17 protein-coding genes are annotated in these 20,445 nt (G+C 60.4%); 9 read left to right on the top strand and 8 right to left on the bottom strand.

From position 1 onward, the window contains the following. Positions 1–6: 6 nt before the first annotated feature. The gene (locus NG895_RS03745; protein ID WP_252851109.1) at positions 7–2,220 is read right to left on the bottom strand and encodes a cation:dicarboxylate symporter family transporter; all 2,214 of its coding nucleotides are present in this window, start codon (positions 2,218–2,220) and stop codon (positions 7–9) included. Positions 2,221–2,475: 255 nt separating this feature from the next. Here NG895_RS03745 and NG895_RS03740 point away from each other — a divergent pair, with 255 nt between their 5' ends. The 7 genes from NG895_RS03740 (at position 2,476) to NG895_RS03710 (ending at position 10,150) form a co-directional block, all read left to right on the top strand. Then, positions 2,476–3,513, top strand: coding sequence for a sodium:calcium antiporter (locus NG895_RS03740; protein ID WP_261360653.1), 1,038 nt, complete (start codon positions 2,476–2,478; stop codon positions 3,511–3,513). Between the two features lie 65 nt (positions 3,514–3,578). Further along, positions 3,579–4,256: a metallophosphoesterase family protein gene (locus tag NG895_RS03735; RefSeq protein WP_252851107.1), complete on the top strand. Its 678-nt coding sequence runs from the start codon at positions 3,579–3,581 to the stop codon at positions 4,254–4,256. Between the two features lie 76 nt (positions 4,257–4,332). Then, positions 4,333–5,061 carry a hypothetical protein gene (locus NG895_RS03730; protein ID WP_252851106.1) on the top strand — a complete coding sequence of 243 codons (729 nt, stop codon included), beginning with the start codon at positions 4,333–4,335 and terminating at the stop codon, positions 5,059–5,061. A 36-nt stretch (positions 5,062–5,097) separates the two neighbouring features. Then, the gene (locus NG895_RS03725) at positions 5,098–6,366 is read left to right on the top strand and encodes a DUF5685 family protein (RefSeq protein ID WP_252851105.1); all 1,269 of its coding nucleotides are present in this window, start codon (positions 5,098–5,100) and stop codon (positions 6,364–6,366) included. Between the two features lie 100 nt (positions 6,367–6,466). After that, a complete protein-coding gene (gene hemG, locus NG895_RS03720) occupies positions 6,467–7,927 on the top strand; it encodes a protoporphyrinogen oxidase (protein WP_252851104.1) in 1,461 nt (486 codons plus the stop codon). A gap of 114 nt (positions 7,928–8,041) precedes the next feature. Continuing rightward, on the top strand, positions 8,042–9,142 hold the full coding sequence (locus NG895_RS03715; RefSeq protein ID WP_252851103.1) for a TIGR04053 family radical SAM/SPASM domain-containing protein: 1,101 nt from the start codon (positions 8,042–8,044) through the stop codon (positions 9,140–9,142). A gap of 333 nt (positions 9,143–9,475) precedes the next feature. Further along, positions 9,476–10,150 carry a PEP-CTERM sorting domain-containing protein gene (locus NG895_RS03710; RefSeq protein ID WP_252851102.1) on the top strand — a complete coding sequence of 225 codons (675 nt, stop codon included), beginning with the start codon at positions 9,476–9,478 and terminating at the stop codon, positions 10,148–10,150. Between the two features lie 68 nt (positions 10,151–10,218). On the opposite strand, the gene NG895_RS03705 is transcribed toward NG895_RS03710, so the two are convergent. The 3 genes from NG895_RS03705 to NG895_RS03695 form a co-directional block, all read right to left on the bottom strand. Then, positions 10,219–11,241, bottom strand: coding sequence for a 2-oxoacid:ferredoxin oxidoreductase subunit beta (locus NG895_RS03705; RefSeq protein WP_252851101.1), 1,023 nt, complete (start codon positions 11,239–11,241; stop codon positions 10,219–10,221). Between the two features lie 129 nt (positions 11,242–11,370). Beyond that, on the bottom strand, positions 11,371–13,239 hold the full coding sequence (locus tag NG895_RS03700; protein WP_261360652.1) for a 2-oxoacid:acceptor oxidoreductase subunit alpha: 1,869 nt from the start codon (positions 13,237–13,239) through the stop codon (positions 11,371–11,373). A gap of 258 nt (positions 13,240–13,497) precedes the next feature. Beyond that, positions 13,498–14,379 carry a hypothetical protein gene (locus NG895_RS03695; RefSeq protein WP_252851100.1) on the bottom strand — a complete coding sequence of 294 codons (882 nt, stop codon included), beginning with the start codon at positions 14,377–14,379 and terminating at the stop codon, positions 13,498–13,500. 172 nt (positions 14,380–14,551) lie between these two features. Here NG895_RS03695 and ribB point away from each other — a divergent pair, with 172 nt between their 5' ends. Together ribB and NG895_RS03685 are read left to right on the top strand one after the other, a co-directional pair. Then, positions 14,552–15,760, top strand: coding sequence for a 3,4-dihydroxy-2-butanone-4-phosphate synthase (ribB, locus tag NG895_RS03690; RefSeq protein WP_252851099.1), 1,209 nt, complete (start codon positions 14,552–14,554; stop codon positions 15,758–15,760). An 8-nt stretch (positions 15,761–15,768) separates the two neighbouring features. Then, complete coding sequence (locus NG895_RS03685) at positions 15,769–16,224, top strand: hypothetical protein (protein ID WP_252851098.1); 456 nt, start codon at positions 15,769–15,771, stop codon at positions 16,222–16,224. Here the strand turns inward: NG895_RS03685 and NG895_RS03680 are convergent. From NG895_RS03680 to NG895_RS03665, 4 genes are all read right to left on the bottom strand, one after another. Continuing rightward, positions 16,221–17,129: an NAD(P)-dependent oxidoreductase gene (locus tag NG895_RS03680; RefSeq protein ID WP_261360651.1), complete on the bottom strand. Its 909-nt coding sequence runs from the start codon at positions 17,127–17,129 to the stop codon at positions 16,221–16,223. The genes NG895_RS03685 and NG895_RS03680 overlap by 4 nt on opposite strands. A 47-nt stretch (positions 17,130–17,176) precedes the next feature. After that, the gene (locus NG895_RS03675) at positions 17,177–17,659 is read right to left on the bottom strand and encodes a putative molybdenum carrier protein (RefSeq protein ID WP_252851121.1); all 483 of its coding nucleotides are present in this window, start codon (positions 17,657–17,659) and stop codon (positions 17,177–17,179) included. 26 nt (positions 17,660–17,685) lie between these two features. Continuing rightward, on the bottom strand, positions 17,686–18,513 hold the full coding sequence (locus NG895_RS03670; protein ID WP_252851097.1) for a M48 family metalloprotease: 828 nt from the start codon (positions 18,511–18,513) through the stop codon (positions 17,686–17,688). Between the two features lie 246 nt (positions 18,514–18,759). Continuing rightward, positions 18,760–20,445 carry a DUF1559 family PulG-like putative transporter gene (locus NG895_RS03665; RefSeq protein WP_252851096.1) on the bottom strand — a complete coding sequence of 562 codons (1,686 nt, stop codon included), beginning with the start codon at positions 20,443–20,445 and terminating at the stop codon, positions 18,760–18,762.

Raw genomic sequence — 20,445 nt, 5'->3', positions numbered from 1 at the left:
CTGTGGCTACGGCAGCCAATGCAGGACGTTCTGCATCACACTCCAGCGTGGCGGCATTTGCGTGGCGCCATTGCCCTCGATCCAATAGGACTGCAGTCGATCGAGATCGCCATCCAGCCGCTCGAAGTCGAGCCAGCGATCCAGAAAGTTGCGCCACTCCTGGTCTTCCAGTCGCACCGCCATGCCGATCGGCCGACCCATCGCGGGAGTGGGCACCACCACGGTGTAGCCGGGATACAATACCGTCCACGCGGCTCCCTCTTCGGCGGGAACAACCAGGCCATCGAGATCGCCGGCGGTCCCCTCGAAGTACGAGCGGTAGGCGGCGATCGGCACAAACTCGACGTTCGGAAGGGCTTGTCGTCCGGCCGCCGCCAGGTCGCCCGACTGCACTGCCAGCCGAAGTCCCTGTTGTTTGCGGATATTGTCGAGAGTCTCGAACTCGCTGCGGCGATGGTCGCGTGTCACCACGGACAAGGTTGCCGCGTGATAGTGCCCGGTGAACCCAACCTCGAGCAAACGTTCGGGATTCTCGATCAATCCGCCAATAGCGACGTCGATTTCGCCCGACTTCAACTGCGATACCACGGTGTCGTACTCGTAGGGAACAAACTCCAGCTTGGCACGCAGCCGCGCCGCCAGGTGGTGCATCAGTTCCACATCCAGGCCGACCAGTTCTTGCTGTTCGTTGAAGAACGAATAGGGAAAGTGGTCCGCCTGGTAGCCCACGCGCAGCACCCGCTCCTGCTTGATCCGCTCGAACGTCGAGCCGTTATGCGTTGGGTCGCTGGGAAGGTCGTCTCTTGTCTTGTAGACGATCACATCGTTGTACGGGTGGGGAATCGACAGGGACAGCAGGCGATTGTCCAGGTCGTATTCGAGCGTGATGTGCGACAGCGACCAGCGACTCGCCCCCACAGCGACCGCCAGGCATACCGTCGTCACGATGCCCAGACGCAACAGTCGGTTCCAGCGGACCCGGAGCCGACCTTGCAGAGCAAACGTGACCAGCAGCGTAAGCGCCATGAGGTGGGCCACGCCTACCACGTCGGAGAGTCGCGCCGTCAGAAAGCCGGGCAGGATGAAGAAGGCCATCAAGTCCTGAGGCAGTTGGTATTCGTCCAGCAGGTAGGGCATGGTGACCAGCGGGCTGGCAAAGCTGGAGACGGCGCCCTCGCAGGTCATCAGGAACGTCTGCGGCGGGGTCATCTGCTCGCCCACGTACCACGCGGCAAAGGAAATGAAGGTGAATGCCAGGATCTTCCCCATGTGAGGGAAGGCGTAGGCCAAGGGTACCACGATGCTGGGGGTGGAGGGCTCTTCGTCCGTTTCGGGTTGTTCCTCCGCCAACTGGTCGCACTTCTCCACGATCTGCGGCAGGACCACTAGCAATTTACCGGTTGCAAACGCGGTGAGGGCCGGCTCCTGGGCCACGGCCATCAGCCGGCGATAGGAAATATCGGTCAGGGCCCACACCAGCATCGGTAAAATCACAAAACAAACGATGACGGACGCCACGATGACGACCACCAGGTACGCCTGCAGCCGCGCGAGCTCGTCCAGCCGCAACGTACCCGCTGCCGCTGCGGCAAACATGAACAAGCCAAACGGCGCCAGGCGTACCAGGAACAAGTTGATGCGACTGATGGCCGTGGCGCACAGGTCGAGCAAATCCAGTAGCGGTTCCTTGCCCGGCATCGCCATCAAGGCGAAGCCAAAGAACAGGCAGAACAGCACCACGGCCGGCACATACTCGCGGGATAGCGAGTAGAACACATTCGTGGGAATGAACCGTGTCATCAGGTCGACATCCTCGCCTCGGGTGAGGGTGGACGACGAGTTAAAGAAGGACGCCGACTCAATGGATGGCAGGGACGTCGAAGCCACGGTCACCATTACGATGCCAATTAGCCAGAACAGCGCCAGGAACGACACCGCGATCACGCCGATCTGCCGAGCCTGGCGGCTGTCGAGCCTGCCGGACTTGGCGATCAGGCTCAAGACCAGGTAGGGCAGCACCGTCATCTGCAGCAGCCCCACATAGATGTCGCCGGGCACCTGCAACGGCGCGCAGTACTCGCCGAATGTGATGCCGCAGAGTATACCGAGTACCAACCCCACGCAAATCCAGAGGCCGACGCGACTTTTACCCGGTGGGGGCGTATCCGCAGCCGGTACCGCGGATGAAGGCGGCCTGGATTCAGGGTCTTCCGAGGACATAGAGTTCCTTCTAGACAAAACTCCAAGCGATGGCACACGAGGCGATGAGACTTGGCTCAAGTTCACCTCCTATAATAGCATCCCACCGCTAATAGTGGGACTGAAACTGTCCGCGATCGAGTGGCTGACGGGAATCGCGGCCAGCCAACTTTGTGACGGCTACGCGCAGTGGCTGCCTTTCTTACCTCCTGGACAATAGTTACGTTGGTGGCACCGCCAACTGAAGAAAGTCCCCTCGCAACTGAGCCGGTATTGATGTCGACCCCGTTTGCAATTGCTGTTTTTCTGGTCAGCGCGTGCGCCATTGCATGGATTGGTACGCGCTTGACAAATCTCGCGGATCGCCTTGCCGATCGGACGGGGTTGGGCGAGGCATTCATCGGTGCGGTATTCCTGGGAGCAGCTACCAGCCTGCCGGGCATCACCGCATCGGTAGTTGCCGCGCACGACGGGCTTCCCCAGCTTGCACTGTCTAATGCCATCGGCGGAATCGCTGCCCAAACCGCGTTTCTTGCTATTGCCGACCTGGCCTACCGGCGTGCGAATCTGGAGCACGCGGCGGCCAGTGTGCCGAATATGATGCAGGCCGCCCTATTGATAGTGATTTTGAGCTTGCTGGTCGTTGCTATCTCGACGCCCGAGATTACGTTCTTCTCCATCCACCCGATTACGCCACTGATGTTTGTAGTTTACTTTCAGGGAATGCGGATGGTCCGCCATTCCACGGAGTACCCTATGTGGCAACCTCGCAGAACTCCGGAGACTAAACCGGACATCCCGGATGAGCCAGAGACCACTGCAGGTGCAGACCTGGGGTTGTGGGTCCGCTTCGCCCTGGCTTCCTTATTGGTAATGGCGGCTGGCTATGCGATTACGAAGTCGATTTCCACGCTATCCCACCGCTACGACTGGCTGAATCAGTCGATCGCCGGCGCGGCATTTACGGCGGTGGCCACCTCGATTCCTGAATTGGTAACGTCGGTTGCCGCTGTCCGCCGCGGTGCGTTGACGTTGGCCGTAGGGGGCATTATTGGCGGCAATTGCTTTGATACCCTCTTTGCCGCGGCCGCCGACATCGCCTATCGCGATGGCTCGCTGTTTCACGCCACGACTTACACAGACGGTGGCTCGTTTCGCGACCTGATATTGATCTCTGTTTCGATCCTGATGACGGCCGTACTGCTATTGGGACTTCTGCGGCGGCAGGAAAAAGGGCCCGGCGGAATCGGCTTCGAGTCAGCCACCGTCTTGGCGGCGTACGCGGGTACGTTGATACTACTAGCAACAACTTGAGCGATGCACGCAGCCCTCGGCGGTAGCAGAGGGGGAGTACGCATCCCGGAAAGTAGAAGTACCTCATGCGGACTTTGGCTATTGGCGATATCCACGGCTGCTACAACGCGCTCGCGGCACTGGAAGCCTACGTGGCCTTCGAGGCCGAGGATCGCATCATCACACTCGGCGACTATGTCGATCGCGGACCCGGTACGAAGCAGGTCCTGGAGTGGCTCATCCATCGAGACTCGGTAGGTAATTTGGTCGCGCTTCGTGGTAATCACGAGTTAATGATGATCGCCGCGAGAGACTCTAAATTCGATTTCGAGGATTGGTTCGCTTGTGGTGGATCGGCAGTTCTGGATTCTTATGAGGTTTCCAACCTTGATGAGTTGCCCGACAAACATTGGGACTTTCTTTTGTCTCGATTGCTTCCTTACTATGAGACGAAGACGCATTTTTTTGTGCACGCAAACGCATCCCCGGATTTGCCACTCCCTGAGCAGCCAGAGTTCATGTTGTATTGGGAGCAGTTTGACGACCCGCCGCCGCACGAGTCGGGACGTACCATGATATGTGGGCACACGTCGCAGCGCTCGGGCAAGCCGCTCGACGTGGGACACGCGACCTGCATCGACACATCCGCGTGTCGAGGCGGGTGGCTAACTTGCCTGGATGTCGACACCAGATTCTGCTGGCAGGCAAACGAGTCGGGCGACATCCGCTGTTTCTGGTTGAATGAAGGGCCAAGTGATCCTTGAGACCGAAACCGTAATACTCCCTGCAAGTCGCGAATGAAACTGACATTCACGTACCGGTTGAAAGTGTTGCAGAGCCATGTCCTGGTGGAAGTTTTTCCGTCCGAAGCAGAAGCCCAAGCCCACCAGGGGCGACTTGGGGCCAAAGCCGATCGAGACGCTCATGGAGCAGGTCGACGCCACTCCGGACCGGCCGATTCCTTTCGGCTACAAGATGTCGTGGTTGGCTGTCCGCAGCAGTGATTCAGGTTCGGTCTGTGATGCACTGGAAATCGACAATCTGCAGCCCGCAAATTGGAAGGCCGGCTATATTGCCGCTTATAATGGCCATTCATTCATTTCGCCTCCAGTCAATGGCTGGGTATTGCTGGTTGGCCACGAACTACCCGAACTAGGGCATCCGCCGCACGAACGCCGGTGGACCTCATTGATGGCAAGTCTTTCAAAGAAGTTTGGAGTCGCCCAGTACTTTGCCACACATCGGGTCTCCGGTTTAGATGCCTGGGCTTGTTATCAGGGTGGCCACGAAGTGCGGGCATTTGCCTATTGCGACGAAGTACTCGTGAACAGGGGAGAGGTAACTGCCGGCGAGTTAGAACTCGACTACGACTACCTCGATCCGAGTTTCTCCGTTGAAGTTAGCGAATTGGAACGGGGAGTACCCAACACGTTCGTCCCCGATGAAGAACACACCATGAAGGTTGCGGGCAGATGGAGTGTGAATCCTCAGTTGCTTGACCAACTCGACACGCAACCTGGAGTTGGTTGGATCGGCAATCTAGGATGGAAGTCGAAATCGGAGAGATAAGCCAAGGACGAACCGGAACTCCGATTCTTAAACCGAATGCTTGGGGAAAGCGTGTTTGGATTCCTGCAACCGCAACGCAGCGATGAAGTGTACCGGCAACTCTATGCCGGATGCTGTGCATTCCAGCACCGACGATTTGGCATCGAGACACTACCGCTATTGAGCTACGAAGCAGTATTCCTGTACGCCCTGGCTGTTGATGCAGGGTGTTGCGATCTGCCGGACGAAGGGGTGGCCACTTGTTGCCGGCTGCGAACGAGGGGAGGGCGGCTGCACGCGGTCGATCCCCGCATTGCCGAATTCTGCGTGAGTTTTGGGGTATTGCTGGCCGCCATCAAGCTCGAGGACGACGTTCGCGACGATCGCAGTCTTGTTGCGCGATTTGCGCTGTGGCGTTTGAAGTCGCGAATCCGGAAGGCGAAGGACTACTTCGCATCACTCGACACAGATTTTCACCAACGAGTCACTTCAGCGGTGCAGCAGCACTTGGCGCTGGAACGAGAGTCGCGGCATCCGAGCCTCGCGGTGTACAGCGAACCAACCGCCGCCGCATTTGCCTATGTATTTGAGCTGTTTACCCAAATGCTTTCGCCAACGAAGGTGGATGCGACGGCGTTTCACGCTATTGGTCACGCCGTGGGGCGAGCCATCATCACGTTCGACTGTGCCGTCGACTATCACCGCGACCGGCGACTCGGTCGGTACAATCCTCTGGGCGATACCGCAGAGTGCCAGAGTGCTTTGGTGGAGTGTCAGAGGTCGCTGTCGGACGCGATGTGGAGATCGACGGATCTGGGGGAGCAAAGTTCACTGGCGGCGCGAGTCACGGCCGGAACGTTTGAGCGCGTTAGCAGATACCAGAACCTCATAGCGAAAGACGATGCTACCAGGCGAGCACGGAGGATGCATCCTCGACAGGGTGACTGCGATATCCCTTGCGACGGAGCCTGCTGCGATGGCATCGGTGCCTGCGACTGTGGAGGTTGTGATGCGGGCGATGCGCCTTCCACCGGTTTTTGCCTCCTCGATTGTTGCGGAGGCTGTGGCCCGGATTGCAGCACCAGTCGACGTCGCAACTCTGCGCCCAGCTGGAATCGGGTGAGAGATCGCTCGCGGCTGGACTTGGCTGGCGAAGTCGGCGTGACGGTTGGTCCCCTCAAGCCGGCCGGTATCGTTTCGATCAACGGTCAAGATATCCCGGCTCGTTGCGACATGGGTTGGATCGATGCCGACACGGAGGTGTACGTCGTGCGAAAAGAGTCGTTCGGCGTGATCGTGCGGGAGAAGAAACCCGAAAGCGATTGAAAGCTGTGCGTGCCCATTCGCACACATCGTGCCAACATCCGCACCCTGCGTGTTACTTTGCCCCTTTTCTCAACTCGGGCACCTAACGACAATTGAATCCATGGATACAAGTCGAGAAACAGTTCGTTCGGTGGCCGTCATTGGGGGAGGAATTAGTGGACTTGCCGCGGCGTGGCGGTTAGTGGAGTTGCGCCCCGAGTGGCAGGTTGTCGTGCTCGAAGCAAGCGATGAACCGGGGGGCGTGATTCAGACTGTCCAACGCGATGACTTTACGCTCGAGCTGGGGCCCGATAGTCTGCTCCGCCGATTGCCCTGGGGGGTGGATTTGTGTCGCCGGTTGGGGATCGAGCAGGAGCTAATCGGAACCGAGCCCGCGGCCAAGGGAGTCTACACCGTGCACCGCGGCCGAGCGACGCGAATGCCGGAAGGGTTTGCGATCATGGCGCCCGAGCGGACGTGGCCGGTGGTTACCACGCCGATTCTCTCGCCGTGGGGCAAGCTGCGATTGGCGGCCGAGCGGCTGGTGCCTCGCCGCACGGCGTCCACAGATGAGAGCCTGGCTGCGTTTGCCTGTCGCCGTCTCGGTCGCGAGGCGTTCGAACGCATTGTCCAACCGCTGGCTGGCGGCATCTTTATGGGCGATCCCGAGCGGCTGAGTCTCAAATCCTGCTTTCCCCAGTTTGCGGCCATGGAAGCCGAGCACGGAAGTCTGATCAAGGCCACCCAGGCAGCCCGCAAGCAGCGTGAAGCCAAGGCCGATGGCAAGCCGCAAAGCGTATTCACAGCGCCCGCGGGTGGTTTGGGACGCATCATCGAAGCAGCCGCCGAGAAGCTGGGCGAACGGGTGCGTTGTGGCCAGCGAGTGGTGCAGCTCGCGTCGCGCGACGATGCCTGGCAGCTTCGCGTCGAGGACATCCAAACCGGCGAGCAGGCGGACGAAACGTACGATGCAGTGATCGTCGCCACGCCGGCGTCCGCGACCGCCCGCCTGTTGGAGTCGGTCGACCCGCGGGTGAGCGAGCTGCTCGCGGGCGTGGAGTATTCTAGCTGTGTGATTGTGCAACTCGGCTACCAGCGAAAGAATATCGCCCACCCGCTGGACGCGGCAGGCGTGGTGGTGCCGAACGTCGAGGGGCGGGCTCTGCAGGCCTGTTCGTTCAGCAGCGTGAAGTACGCCGGCCGGGCGCCTGATGGCAGCGTAGTGCTGCGAGCCTTCTTCGGCGGGGCGATGCGACCCGAGCTTCCCGCAATGAGCGACGAGAAGTTGATCGAGCTGGCCAAGAGCGAGGTTGGGACATTGCTTGGCGCGAGCGGCGAACCGCTGTTCACGGTCGTCAAACGTTGGCAAAGCTCGATGCCGCAGTATCACGTGGGCCATGCCGAAAGAGTCGACGAAATCGAGCAACGCACGGCAGCGCACCACGGACTCGAACTAGCCGGCGCAGCTCTGCATGGCGTTGGCATTCCACACTGTATTCACACGGCCGAGGACGCCGCCCGGCGGGTGGTGGAACAATTGGAGCGCGACGCGACTGGCTGCGAGAAAGCAGGTATGTTGTAAGCGAGGTCAAAGTTTCGATGATTGAGACGTGAGTATCCCCATAGCCAACCACGCGACGAAGCATAACTCGTCGGCTACTTCTTCTATTGCTGTACATTCTCACCGGGCAAATCCATGCTCCCCATCAACTATACCGAAGAAGACTTTGCCACTAGCCCGCTGATGTTCTACTACGAGGTCACGCAAGCATGTGATCTGGTGTGCAAGCACTGCCGCGCATCGGCACAGCCCGAGGCGCATCCTGGTCAGTTGAGCCCGGAGGAGTCGCGAGCGTTGATCGACCAGGTAACGCAATTTCCCAAACCACCAACGCTGGTGTTTACTGGTGGCGATCCCCTCAAGCGCCCTGATCTGTTCGACCTGATTCGCCACGCCCGAAGTCGCGACCTGCGGGTGGCGCTCACGCCGTCGGCGACGCCATTGGCTACGTACGAGGCGCTCGCCAATGCAAAAGAGGCGGGAGTGAGCTGCCTGGGAGTGAGCCTGGACGGCGCCGACGCCGAGACCCACGATGCCTTCCGCGGCTGGAGCGGCAGCTACGACCGTACGATGGAGATGCTGGAGGATGCCAAACGGCTGGGACTGCCGGTGCAAGTAAACACCACGGTCACCAAGCGAAACGTGGGGCAGCTTGATCCGCTGGCCGACCAACTGGCCGAGCATGGAATCATGATGTGGGCCGTGTTCTTCCTCGTGCCGGTGGGACGGGGGATCGAGGAACAGCGACTTTCGGCCGACGAGTGCGAGGAGGTGTTCGAGCTGCTCTGGCGGCAAACCCAGCGTCAGCCGTACGCCATCAAGACCACCGAGGCGCCACACTATCGCCGGTTCGTGATGCAGCATCAGGGCGATCCACTGGCCGGTCGCAGCGATAGTCACGGCCGACGAGCACCACTAGGCGTGCGGGACGGCAAGGGAATCATGTTTGTGGCCCACGACGGACAGGTGTTCCCCGCCGGCTTTCTGCCGCTGGAGTGCGGACGCTTTCCCGAGCAGTCAGTTGTCGATGCGTATCAGCAGCATCCCAACTTCCGCACGCTGCGCGACCACGATCTGCTACAGGGCAAATGTGGACTATGCGAATACCGCTCGGCTTGCGGTGGCAGTCGTTCTCGGGCGTTTGCCCTGACCGGAGATCCCATGGCCGAAGAGCCCGATTGCCGGCATCAGCCGGAGGGTACGGGGGAGTTGGTGGAGACCCTCAACTACAGATAGTGGGTCCCTCCGCGACCTGGTTCGTCAGTCGTCCTATGGAGGATCGAGCAGGACCGGCAGGTTTGGCCATGGATGGTCGCTTCTTCCGCTGCTTGGTCGGAGATCTCCAGGTCTCGGTTGCCCTCTGATGGGGCTCTACTGTGTGCGGTTTGAGGCACCTTGCTTGACAGCATTGTGGGTTTTGGGAAACTGCACTATGCACGACTTGTCTCTTCGCCTTTGAGTTTGCACCCAAGATAAGGGTCTCGACTAATGATCTCTTCCGGCAAGTACCTCTTCTCTTTCTTAAGCCTATCTGTATTTCTTTGTGGATCGCTCAGTTCGGCCGCACCCATGGTGACTGGCTTCGTGGACGGGAAGCCCTTCAGTGTTCCTCCGGGATTATTTGTTGCTGACGAGCATAGCCCGGTTTCGGTGCTTGATCAGTGGGAAGCAAATTATCCTGAAAACGGCCACTTCTCCATTTCTGCCGAATTTGATCCCGATCCGGTGATCAACTACTCGATCGCCGTTACGGACTTTGGTGCCCCCAGTACCTTCACGTTTGTGTTTTCCCAGCCGATTGTGTTGGCAGGCACGAACCACTTGGTGGATGCCCAGATAGGTGGGGCATTGAACGACGGTTCCGGTGACGGAATCACGCTCACTCCAAATTCGCCCGATAGCGATGGTGACACGATTGCCGAAATTCAGACTTCCGAGGTGGGACTTGGCGCACCGTCGGTGAATATGGGCGTCGATGTGGGAGGAGCGTTCTCCAATCCGGGTACCGGCAGTCCGATGGTGTTTTCGTATCCCACGGACATGCAACCGGTGCAGCCTGGTCCTGTCGGCACCTTCGATCAAATGAGCCTGACGGTCAGCTTCACCCTTTCCGGCGGTGGCGACTTCGCTGCGTTGACTGGTTTCTCTCAGATTGTCGAGGTGCCCGAACCCTCCACCGTAGCGATGCTTGTATCGGGCGGATTGCTTGGCCTGGTGGGCGTGTACCGCCGACGTGCCAGCTAGACGCTTGCCACCTTGGCTGGTTGCGTTGATCGAATCGCCGGACTGATACGCGGTCTGCGTACTTGAGGTTATTCCACGACCCAGGTGTCGCCGGAAGTAAACAGCTTCTCCAGGTCGCCAGGGCCTTTGCTGGCTTTGGCCTGTTCGATCTGATCGTTGATCAGTTCGTCGTAACGTGGCGATTCGATGGCGCGGAACACGCCGATCGGCTCAGGGAAGCCATCCTGGTGCCGCATGCGGGTCAGCAGGTAGGCGAGGCTTGGCTCGGGGGCCCGCTCGTCGTGGAACAGCAGGTCGTCTTCGGTAATGCCCTTGCCCAGCTGCACCACTTCGGGATCCATGCCGTTGAGCCGGATGCCTTTGTCGCGGTTCTTGCCGAAGATCATCGGCTTGCCGTGCTCGAGCTCGAGGGTGGTGTCTTCCTTGGTGTCGCGATCCTTGGCGTAGTCCCACGCACCGTCGTTGAATACGTTGCAGTTCTGATAGACTTCGACGAACGACGTGCCGGAGTGCTCGGCCGCCCGCTTGAGCACTGCGCCCATGTGTTTGAGGTTGGTATCGATGGTTCGAGCGACAAAGGTGCCTTCGGCGCCGATGACAATCGAAAGCGGATTGAGCGGATTGTCAATCGCCCCCATCGGCGTGCTCTTGGTCTTCGCGCCCAATAGCGAGGTGGGCGAATACTGCCCCTTGGTCAGGCCGTAAATGCGGTTGTTGAACAGGATGATGTTCAGGTCCATGTTGCGGCGGATGGCGTGCATCAGGTGGTTGCCGCCGATGGAGAGCCCATCGCCGTCGCCCGTGATTACCCACACCTGCAAGTCGGGCCGCACGGTCTTCAGGCCCGTCGCCACGGCCGGCGCACGTCCATGGATGGAGTGCATGCCGTAGGTGTTCATGTAATACGGAAAGCGGCTGCTGCAGCCGATGCCGGAGATGAACACGATGTTCTCGCGGGGGACGCCCAAGTCGGGCAGCACCTTCTTCATCTGCGCCAGAATAGCGTAGTCGCCGCAACCAGGGCACCAACGAACGTCCTGGTCGCTGGCAAAGTCGTTAGGCTTCAGAACAGGCAACGATTCAACGGACATTTTTGTTATCTCTTGTTGTATACGATGCAAAGTTACAAGGTCGCGAAGGCAGACAGATTAAGGTTAGTGCTCTGCGCGTCTTTGTGTCTTACCGCCCTTGCATCTGTAATCAATAAAGTGAACGCAGGGTTAGCTAGCTAGTTCGGTGTTGATCCGCTCCAGGATCTCTCCCACTTGGAACGGTTTGCCCTGCACCTTGTTAAGGCCAGCGGCGTCCAGCAGGAACTTGTCGCGGAGGATGCTGCGGAGTTGGCCACAGTTGAGCTCGGCTACGAGCACGCGTTTGTAGCTGCGGAGGACTTGTTCGAGGTTCTTGGGAAAGGGGTTCAGGTATCGCAGGTGGCAGTGGGCAACCGCCTTGCCAGCTGCTTGAGCAGCGTGAACCGCGGTGGCGCAGGCACCGTAGGGGCCGCCCCAACTGACCACCAGTAGGTCGCCACTCTCGGGGCCATCCACTTTTTGCGGCGGGATGTTATCGGCAATCAGTTCGACTTTTTTCGCCCGGGTTTCAATCATGTGCTGATGGTTGGCCGGGTCGTAGCTGACGTTGCCGGTGATGTCCTGCTTTTCGAGGCCACCCACGCGGTGCATCAGGGTCGGCGTGCCGGGGCGAGCCCACGGACGGCTGAGCCTTTCGTTCCGCTCATACGGCAAAAAGGTTTCGCCATTTGAGCCATCTCCGTTGGCCAGCGGCTCGGCGTACTTCACCTTGGTGGGCTTCAGGCTTGCCACCTCGGGCAACCGCCACGGTTCGGAGCCATTGGCGATGTAGCCATCGGTCAGCAGGAATACCGGCAGCATGTGCTCCACCGCGATACGCCAGGCTTCTTGTGCCACATCAAAGCAATCGGCCGGGCTGGCCGCCGCAATGACTGGCATGGGGCATTCGCCGTTGCGGCCGTACATGGCCTGGAACAGGTCGGCCTGCTCTGTCTTGGTGGGCAGGCCCGTCGATGGGCCGCCACGTTGCACGTTGATGACGATCATGGGAAGCTCGGTCATCACGGCCAAGCCCAGTGCTTCGCCCTTCAGTGCGATGCCAGGGCCGCTACTGGCGGTGACCGCCATCTCGCCGGCAAACGAGGCACCAATCGTGGCCGTCACCGCGGCGATTTCGTCTTCGGCCTGAAACGTGAGCACGTCGAAGTGCTTGTGCTTGGCCAGTTCGTGCAGGATGTCGCTGGCGGGCGTGATGGGGTAGGCACCCAGGAACAACCGACGCCCGCTCAAGTGCGCCGCCGCCACCAGGCCCCAGGCCAGGGCGGTGTTGCCCATGATGTTGCGATAAGTGCCAGGCGGCAACTCGGCTTTACCGACATGGTACTGTGTGTTGATCGCCTCGACGGTTTCGCCATAGTTGTAGCCGGCCGTCAATGCGCGGCGGTTGGCTTCGGCCACTTCGGGCTTCTTGCCGAATTTGTCCTCGATGAACCGCATGGTCGGATCGAGCGAACGATCGTACAGCCAGAACACCAGGCCCATGGCGAAGAAGTTGCGGCAGCGATCGGCCTCTTTCTGGCTGAGACCCAAGCCGTCGACGGCCGTTCGGGTGAGCTTGGTCATGTCGACCTTGTGCAGCTTGAACTTCTTCTCCAACGAACCATCTTCCAGAGGGCTGGTTGCATAACCGGCCTGAGCGAGCCCCTTTTTGTCGAAGGCGCTTTCGTTGCAGATCAGGATGCCGCCGTCGCGCAAGTCACCCAGGTTGGTGATCAGCGCCGCGGGGTTCATGGCCACCAGGGCATCGACCGTGTCGCCCGGCGTGTAAATGTCGTGGCTCGAAAAGTGAATCTGGAATCCGCTTACCCCCGCCTTAGTGCCGCGGGGGGCCCGAATCTCAGCCGGAAAGTCGGGGAACGTCGCGACGTCGTTTCCGGCCAGGGCCGATGTATTGGTGAACTGCGTGCCGGCCAGCTGCATGCCGTCGCCGGAGTCGCCGCAGAATCGAACGGTTGCTTCTTCCAGTTGTTGGGTAGGTTTCTCAGTGACGGTCGACATGGTCTGCTTGGGAAGGGTGCCTGTAAAAGAAACGCGGAGAAGCCGACTTAAGCTGCCCGGATACTAGCATTGTTCGCAAAGGCAGGGGGGTAAGGCAAACCGTGAGTGTACCGCGCTTGCTCCGCGTGTTAAACCGCACTTGCTGGCGAAATTGTGCCGATTGCGGAAGGTGCCCCCCTGGCGAGCCAGGGATTGCATGGCTGCGCAATGGATTGCAGGATCCGCAGCTGCCAGGGCCAGCCCTCGGACGATTGTCCGCTAGCGTAGCTCTGGCGGCGGCTCGTACAGTTTGGCCAGGTCGATGCCGCCCCGCTGCTCCTCCTCCATCAGCGACATTCGCTTCTCGAGTTGCTCCAGTCGGCGTGCCATTTGCGGTAAAAGGTCCTCCTTGGGATCACGCACCACTGGTCGCGGGACCTCGGGATAGCCCAACTGCCGGTGCAGCGAGGCGAACAGGTATAGCGGATCTTTCCGCCGGTTGGCTAGCGCAATCCGGCCTTCCCGATCACCGAACAGAGGCTCAGGTCCGCCGCCAACTGCCCGGCCACTGCGTTTGGCTCGCTCCGCGGCGTGAGCGCTTTGCACGTATAGCAGGTCGGCAATGTCCACCATACCAACCTGGCGGCGGATAGTGAGAATCCAGTCACGCCACGGTTGGTCGTAGGATGGGTCGCCGGCAATGGCCGCCAACCCTGCGTCGTAGCCCAGTCGATTACGGCACAGCACCTCGAACTGGTAGAGAAACAGGCCCTGGCGGGTGGGTTCGGCTGCCTCGAACCGCCCCGCCCGGTAGAGTGCTTCCTGGGCCAGGATCGCGAGGCCCACCCGTAGATCGAAGTTGCCCCGCTCTTTCTCCGCTTCGCCGATGATGAAGCTCTGAAACGGGGTAAAGTAGTGTTGAAGCTTCTGCATAGCCGTACAGAATGCCCCCAGATGGCGCAACTCGGACAGCATGAAGTCGATGGCCATCGGTAGCTTGGTGGTGGCCAGCGTCTCCTCGCGGACGGCCGCCAGTACGTCCTGCGTGGGCACATTCGCGGCTATCCGCTCTCCCAGGGCCCTGAAAAAATGCGCCTGCTCGATGTACTCCTCGGGCCCCAACGGGGCGATGGGATTGGGCATTTCGGGCATCTGAGTCATGGCCAGCGGTCCGTGCGGGAGTGGTAGAAGGGCCTGCTGCGGCCTATCATCGATATAGTGACCAGTCTGATGGATTGTCACCCGTCAGTAGAGCGCCCGGGAAGCTTGGCCGCAAGCTCCTGGTGTTCTGTTCGCTCTCGAGCATCCATTTTACTCCAACCACCTGCCAAAAGTGCCCAGTAAGTTTGCCAGTATCGATGAGGCGGTCCAGGCCATCGGCCGGGGCGAGATTATTATTGTTGTCGACGACGAAGACCGCGAGAACGAAGGCGACTTCATCTGCGCCGCGGAGAAGGTGACGCCCGAATTGGTGAACTTCATGATCACCCACGGCCGCGGTCAACTCTGCATGCCGATCCTGCCGGAAGTGAGCGAGCGTCTGGATCTGCCGCCCATCGTCGAAGACAACACCGCTCCGCTGGGCACGGCCTACACCATTCCCGTGGATCACCGATCGGCCCGCACCGGCATCACCGCGGCCGAGCGGGCCAACACCATTCTGGAAATCTGCAATCCGAAAAGTGTGCCCGCCGATTTCGTCCGCCCCGGACACTTGGCCCCATTGGTCGCCAAGGAGGGCGGAGTGCTCCGTCGCGCTGGGCATACCGAAGCGGCGGTTGACCTCGCGCGCATGGCCGAACTGACTCCAGCAGGCGTGCTTTGCGAGATATTGAATGATTCCGGTGATCGAGCCAACCGCGACGAATTGTCGGAACTGGCCGAAAAGCACAACTTGCCAATCATCTCGATCGAGGATCTGATCGCCCATCGCCGGATTCGCGAAAAACTGGTGTATCGCAAAGCAGAAGCCAAGCTGCCCACTCGCTACGGCGACGGCCACGTGATCGCCTATGGCGTGGCGTACGAGAGCCAGGAGCCGGTGGTCTACGTGATCGGCGACATCAAGAGCGTGGATGCACCGCTGGTAAGATTGCACTCGTCCTGCTTCACGGGAGATTTGCTCGAGTCGCTTCGCTGCGACTGTGGCGACCAGTTACACATGGCGCTCGACATGATTGCCGACGAAGGTTGTGGAGTGCTCGTCTACCTGCCACAGGAAGGTCGCGGCATCGGCCTGGTCGAGAAGGTGAAGGCCTACGCCCTGCAGGACGAAGGATTGGACACCGTCGAGGCCAACTTGGCGCTCGGCTTCAAAGCCGATCCCCGTGACTATGGTGTCGGTATTCAACTGCTGAAAGACCTGGGGCTACGGAAGATCCGCCTGCTGACCAATAACCCCAAGAAGACCGACGCCTTCATCTACGGCGGCTTCGACCTGGAAGTGGTCGACCAGATTCCCATCGTCCCGCCCATCACTAAGCACAACGCGCGGTACATGGCGACCAAGCGGGACAAGATGGGACATCAGCTGCCGAATTGAGTGTGGGAATGGCGAAGAATAACATGCTGCACTTCCACACCAATGTCTTCGCGCGACCTGCGGAGTTGGCTTCTGGTCCCAGTGTTCAGCTGCGCGGCGAAGAGTTTTCGACTTTTGCGGCTCCCGGTGGCGGGCCGCCTGTGTTCGACCAGCCGCTGCCGGCCAAGTTTGAAGAGATTCAGCAGCGGTTGGTGCAGATCCCGCGGATGGATATCGAACCCGACGGCTACTTTCTGGTCGCCGGCGGCGAGAAAGAGGGGCGTCGGTGGCAGATCGACGGACACCTGTTCGAATACGATGGCCAGATGTACCGCGTTGAGATGCACGGCAGTTGCAGCCTGGACATGCTGGCCGACCTGCTCGGTTGCTTCGGAACCCGCGATGTCGTGTATCAACTGGTGCACGAGGGCGTGACTCTTTCGGCGGCCGACTTCCAGCGTTTTGCCGAATTGCCGGCCGCTTAGCGATTCTTCCAGTCGATTCCCGAGACCTCGGCCAGGGCCAGCATCAGGGCGTGCGTCCCATCTTTGGCGTGACCTTGGGCGGCGGTCGCGCGGTACAGTTGCTCGACCAACGCCACGCCCGGCAGTGCCAGATTCATGCGTCGCGACTCATCGAGCACTATTCGCAGGTCCTTCAGGAAATGCTCGACGTAGAAGCCTGGTTCGAAGTTGCCAGAGATGATTCGCGGTCCCAGGTTCGAAAGCGACCAGCTTCCCGCCGCCCCGGAGGCGACCGACTCGAGCACGGTATCCAGATCAAGACCTGCTCGGTAGGCATACAGCAGTGCTTCGCACACCCCAATCATGCCGGCAGCCACGAGCGTCTGATTCACCATTTTGGTGTGCTGGCCCGAGCCCGGACCGCCCTGATAGACATGGGTCTTGCCCATCAGCGACCACAGTGGTTCGAGGGCCGCCACGGTGTCGGCGTCGCCCCCGATCATGATCGACAGCGCGGCGTTCTTGGCGCCCACGTCGCCACCAGAGACCGGGGCGTCGATGCTGGTGACGCCGCGTTCGGCGGCCCGCTCGGCGATCTCCGCGGCCAGCGATGGCTCGCTGGTGGTCATGTCGACCAGCACGCCGCCCGACTTGCAGCCGGCCAGGGCTCCGTCGTCGCCCAGGGTGACGCTTCGCACATCGTCCGGCATGCCGACAATCGTGAACACCACGTCCGACTGCTCGGCCACCGCGCGGGGTGAATCGGCCCACGTCGCGCCGCGGGCGACCAAATCGTCGGCCTTGTTCTTCGTGCGATTGAACACCGTGCAGGCATAGCCGGCATCCAGCAGATGCCCACACATGCTGCGCCCCATGACGCCCGTGCCAATCCAACCGATACGAGTTTTCTCTGGAGAGATATTCATGCATCCATTTCGTTGCAGGTTTGTGTGCACGACATGCTACTGGATGCTCACTCCATGGCCAAGGCTGCGGCCAGCACGCTCCAGACGTAGCTGGCAACCGTTGGTTCTTGCGATGCTCGGGGGCCGGCGACGTTCAAACGCCGCACGTTGTGCTCGACGATGAAAGCGTTCAGTTCACCGGCGTCGTGGCGAATGGCTTCGGCGGTTCCGGGGCACGAATGGGCCTCGCGCGCCAAGTGCAGCAACGGTTTGGCTACTTCGTGGGCCAGTCGAATGGTAAGAGCTGTTCCGCCGCTGGGTTGCTCGGCGATAGAAAAGACCAAGGTGCCGTCGGTGTCCTCCACATTCTGGCGAGTCCGCACGTGGTAGCTACCCGAACTTGTTTCGCGCAGTTGGTATCGCTCGTCGATCGCACCGTCCTCGGCTCGGCGCCCGCGGGGGCACCAACCGGCGTGAGGCAGGTAGTGCTCGATGGCGAAATCGAGCGCAGCGCGATCCGCGCCCGTCTGCCCCCCGGAGACGATAGTCACGACCGACAAAGGCGACTCCCGCTCACTCACTGCTGCAATCCATCCGGGACGCCGTTGGGGAACTCTTCTTCAATCACCTGCTGGATGTACTGCACGCGGTTGGCCGGCTTGGGGTGGGTGCTAAGCATCTCGGGAGGGCCGCCACCGGGGCTGGCTTCGTCCAGTACCTTCATCACGCCAATCATGGCGCGTGGATCGTACTCGGCGAGGTACAGCAGTCGGACGCCCCACTTGTCGGACTCGAGTTCGTCTTCACGGCCGTACTTCATCTGTACCATCTGGGCGACTGCCTGCGCCATGCGAGCACTGTCGACGTCGCCTGCTGCGGTGCCGGCCGCTGCCGCCAAACCGCTGAACAACTGCTGCTGAGCCATCCGCTTGTTGCCATGCCGCTCGATGACGTGGCCAACTTCGTGCCCCAGAACGCCGGCAATCTTGCCGTCGGTATCCAGGCGGCGGTACAGCGCTTCGGTGATGAACACTTGCCCGCCCGGCAGGGCGAATGCGTTGACGGTTCGCGGATCCGCCAGCAGGTGAAATTCGAACGTGTAAGGATTGACGAACTCTTCGCCCGTTTCCTCTTGCTCCTGGTTGATGTAACGCTCGAGGCCTGCCAGCAGTTGATTGCCAATCGCGTTTACACGGGCCTGTGCAAGTCGATCACGACTGAGTCCGCCATGCTGCTGCTTCATTTTCGGCGCAGCTTGTAGACCCAAGGCTTCCTCGTCCTTCTCCTCGGGCAAGGCGACGCGTTCGACCTCGCCCGTGATCTGGTTGCGATCCCCTGGGTTGCCGTAGTAGGAGACCAACGCAAACAGGGCGATACCCGCTGCGATCAATAGACGAATCTTCAAGCCACTGCCGCCACGACTCGACGAAGCCTGTCGTCGCCCACCGACGCCAAATGGAGCGCGACCGCTGCGACTGCGATACGACCCTCGCGACTGGGGACGGGTAGGGAATGGAAAACGGAGCCGCGCCATGTTGCAACCCTTGCCGGAGACTAGATCCGCGGCCGTACGTCTCACACCGCGGGTGGGCACAGTGTAGCACGGGATCTGGCAATCGGCAAAAGGTCGGCGGCGGGCGTCCTGCGGCCGCTAACGTTCCACAATCTCCTCGCCATCGCGAGTGATGAACTTGGGCAGGTTTTCCTTGAACCACTCGTCATCCAGATCCCAGACGTGAGCCGAGCCATCGCAGAACGCCGCCGTCGCTTCGCCACGCCCTTTGCCTCGCAGCTGTTGCCAGGCATTTGCCAAATTGACTTCCCAGTCGGCCGGTTTGGTCCAGGGCACGGCCAGTTCGGGTGGAACCTGGACAATCATCACCGTGTTGGAGGTGCCGTCGGTGATCTCGCGTAATTGGCGGCCAGGCGCCAAGTAGATCTGGCGGCCGAGCAACGTGGTCGGCTTTTCCAGAGACGTGCCGTCCGAGGGGGGAAATGCACTTTGCGAATGCACCGGTAGTTGATAGGTGGTTTTTCCCTCGGCCGATAGTTCAGGGTGCGATGCGTCTTTGTACACATCAGGCATTTGAGCGAGCAGTTTTAGGTTGTGGGGACTGTCCCACGGCTCGTCGAAATGAAACTGGTTGTACAACGTCTGACCTTCTAGGAAGGGAAGCACCGCCACGCGCCACGAGAGCAGTGGCTTACCTTGTTTGTCCACAATGGCTGACGACGCAGGAAACGACTTTAGCGTGTCGTGATAGTTGTGCATGGCGAGCGCCATCTGCTTGAGATTGTTCAGCCGACTGTTTCGTCGGGCCGCTTCACGAGCTGCTCTGATTGGTGGTAGCAACACGGCTGCCGTCAGTTCCACCATCTCCGGATCGTCATGCGAAGCGGTTATTTCCAGCACGGTACCATCGCGAGCAGGAGTCAGCACGTGTGCGGCTCGCTGAATGACCTCGAGTGTCGGCCAAGGCGCTTCAGGCGTCTTGTTCTCTTGTAGTTTACGGAGAACGAGATCCCACGCTGCGTGGATGTTCTGTTCCAGCAGTTTGGCGGTGTTCTCGCTGGCGGTGTCGACCGTCACGCGCAGTTCCCACTCGGGAGGAGAGGTCACCTCGACGGCGAGGTAGTGCACTTCGTCGGCCAACATCTCTCCCGTGATCTTGCGGAATGGCTTGGGGAAGGTAGGCCACAATTCGCGGATTACACGTCGTGGTTCTTCGCCGGGAGCGACCAGGATTGCCATCTTCGGCAAAGGGCCTCCTTCGGCGTGCTCGTCATCGCTTTGGAGTAGGCTGGCGAGCTTCTCGGCCACGGCGATTTCGCCGTCCGCCTGTCGCCCCGCGTAGCGTTCGACCGCGGGCTTGAGACCAACCAAGACCAACGAGTCTTGCTGGGTCGTGGCGAGATCGGGGCCGCCTGGCAGCATCGCCCGCAAACCTTCAAGCAGTTGGCGCACCTTCGCGGCTTGCTCGGGCGAGTCGGTCGTAAGGGCCGCGATTCCACCCGCCTTCGCGTTCAGGTCGCCGGCTCCCTGGACGAGTACCAGCTCCTTCGCACCGGCCGATCGAAAGCTTTCGACGAACCCGAGTGCCATCGCAAAGGCAGGCGAGCCGGTCAGTATGTTACCTTCTTCGCCCAGCCGCTCGCCTAGCTCCTTCTGCAGCCCTGTAACCCACCGACCATCGAGTTCGATGGCCGCGACCATAAGCAGGTCGTCGCTGGCCAAATGTTCGACAGCCGATTTCACCCGCTCGTTGGCCAACGTGTGCTGGCAGGCGATGATGTAAATGAAGACTATCGCAGTGTTCAGGGCAATTTGACGCAACAT

Source organism: Aeoliella straminimaris, from assembly GCF_024054565.1.
Lineage (GTDB): Bacteria > Planctomycetota > Planctomycetia > Pirellulales > Lacipirellulaceae > Aeoliella > Aeoliella straminimaris.
The sequence above is the reverse complement of the archived record's forward strand: the minus strand, read 5'-3'. Positions and strand labels throughout refer to the sequence as shown.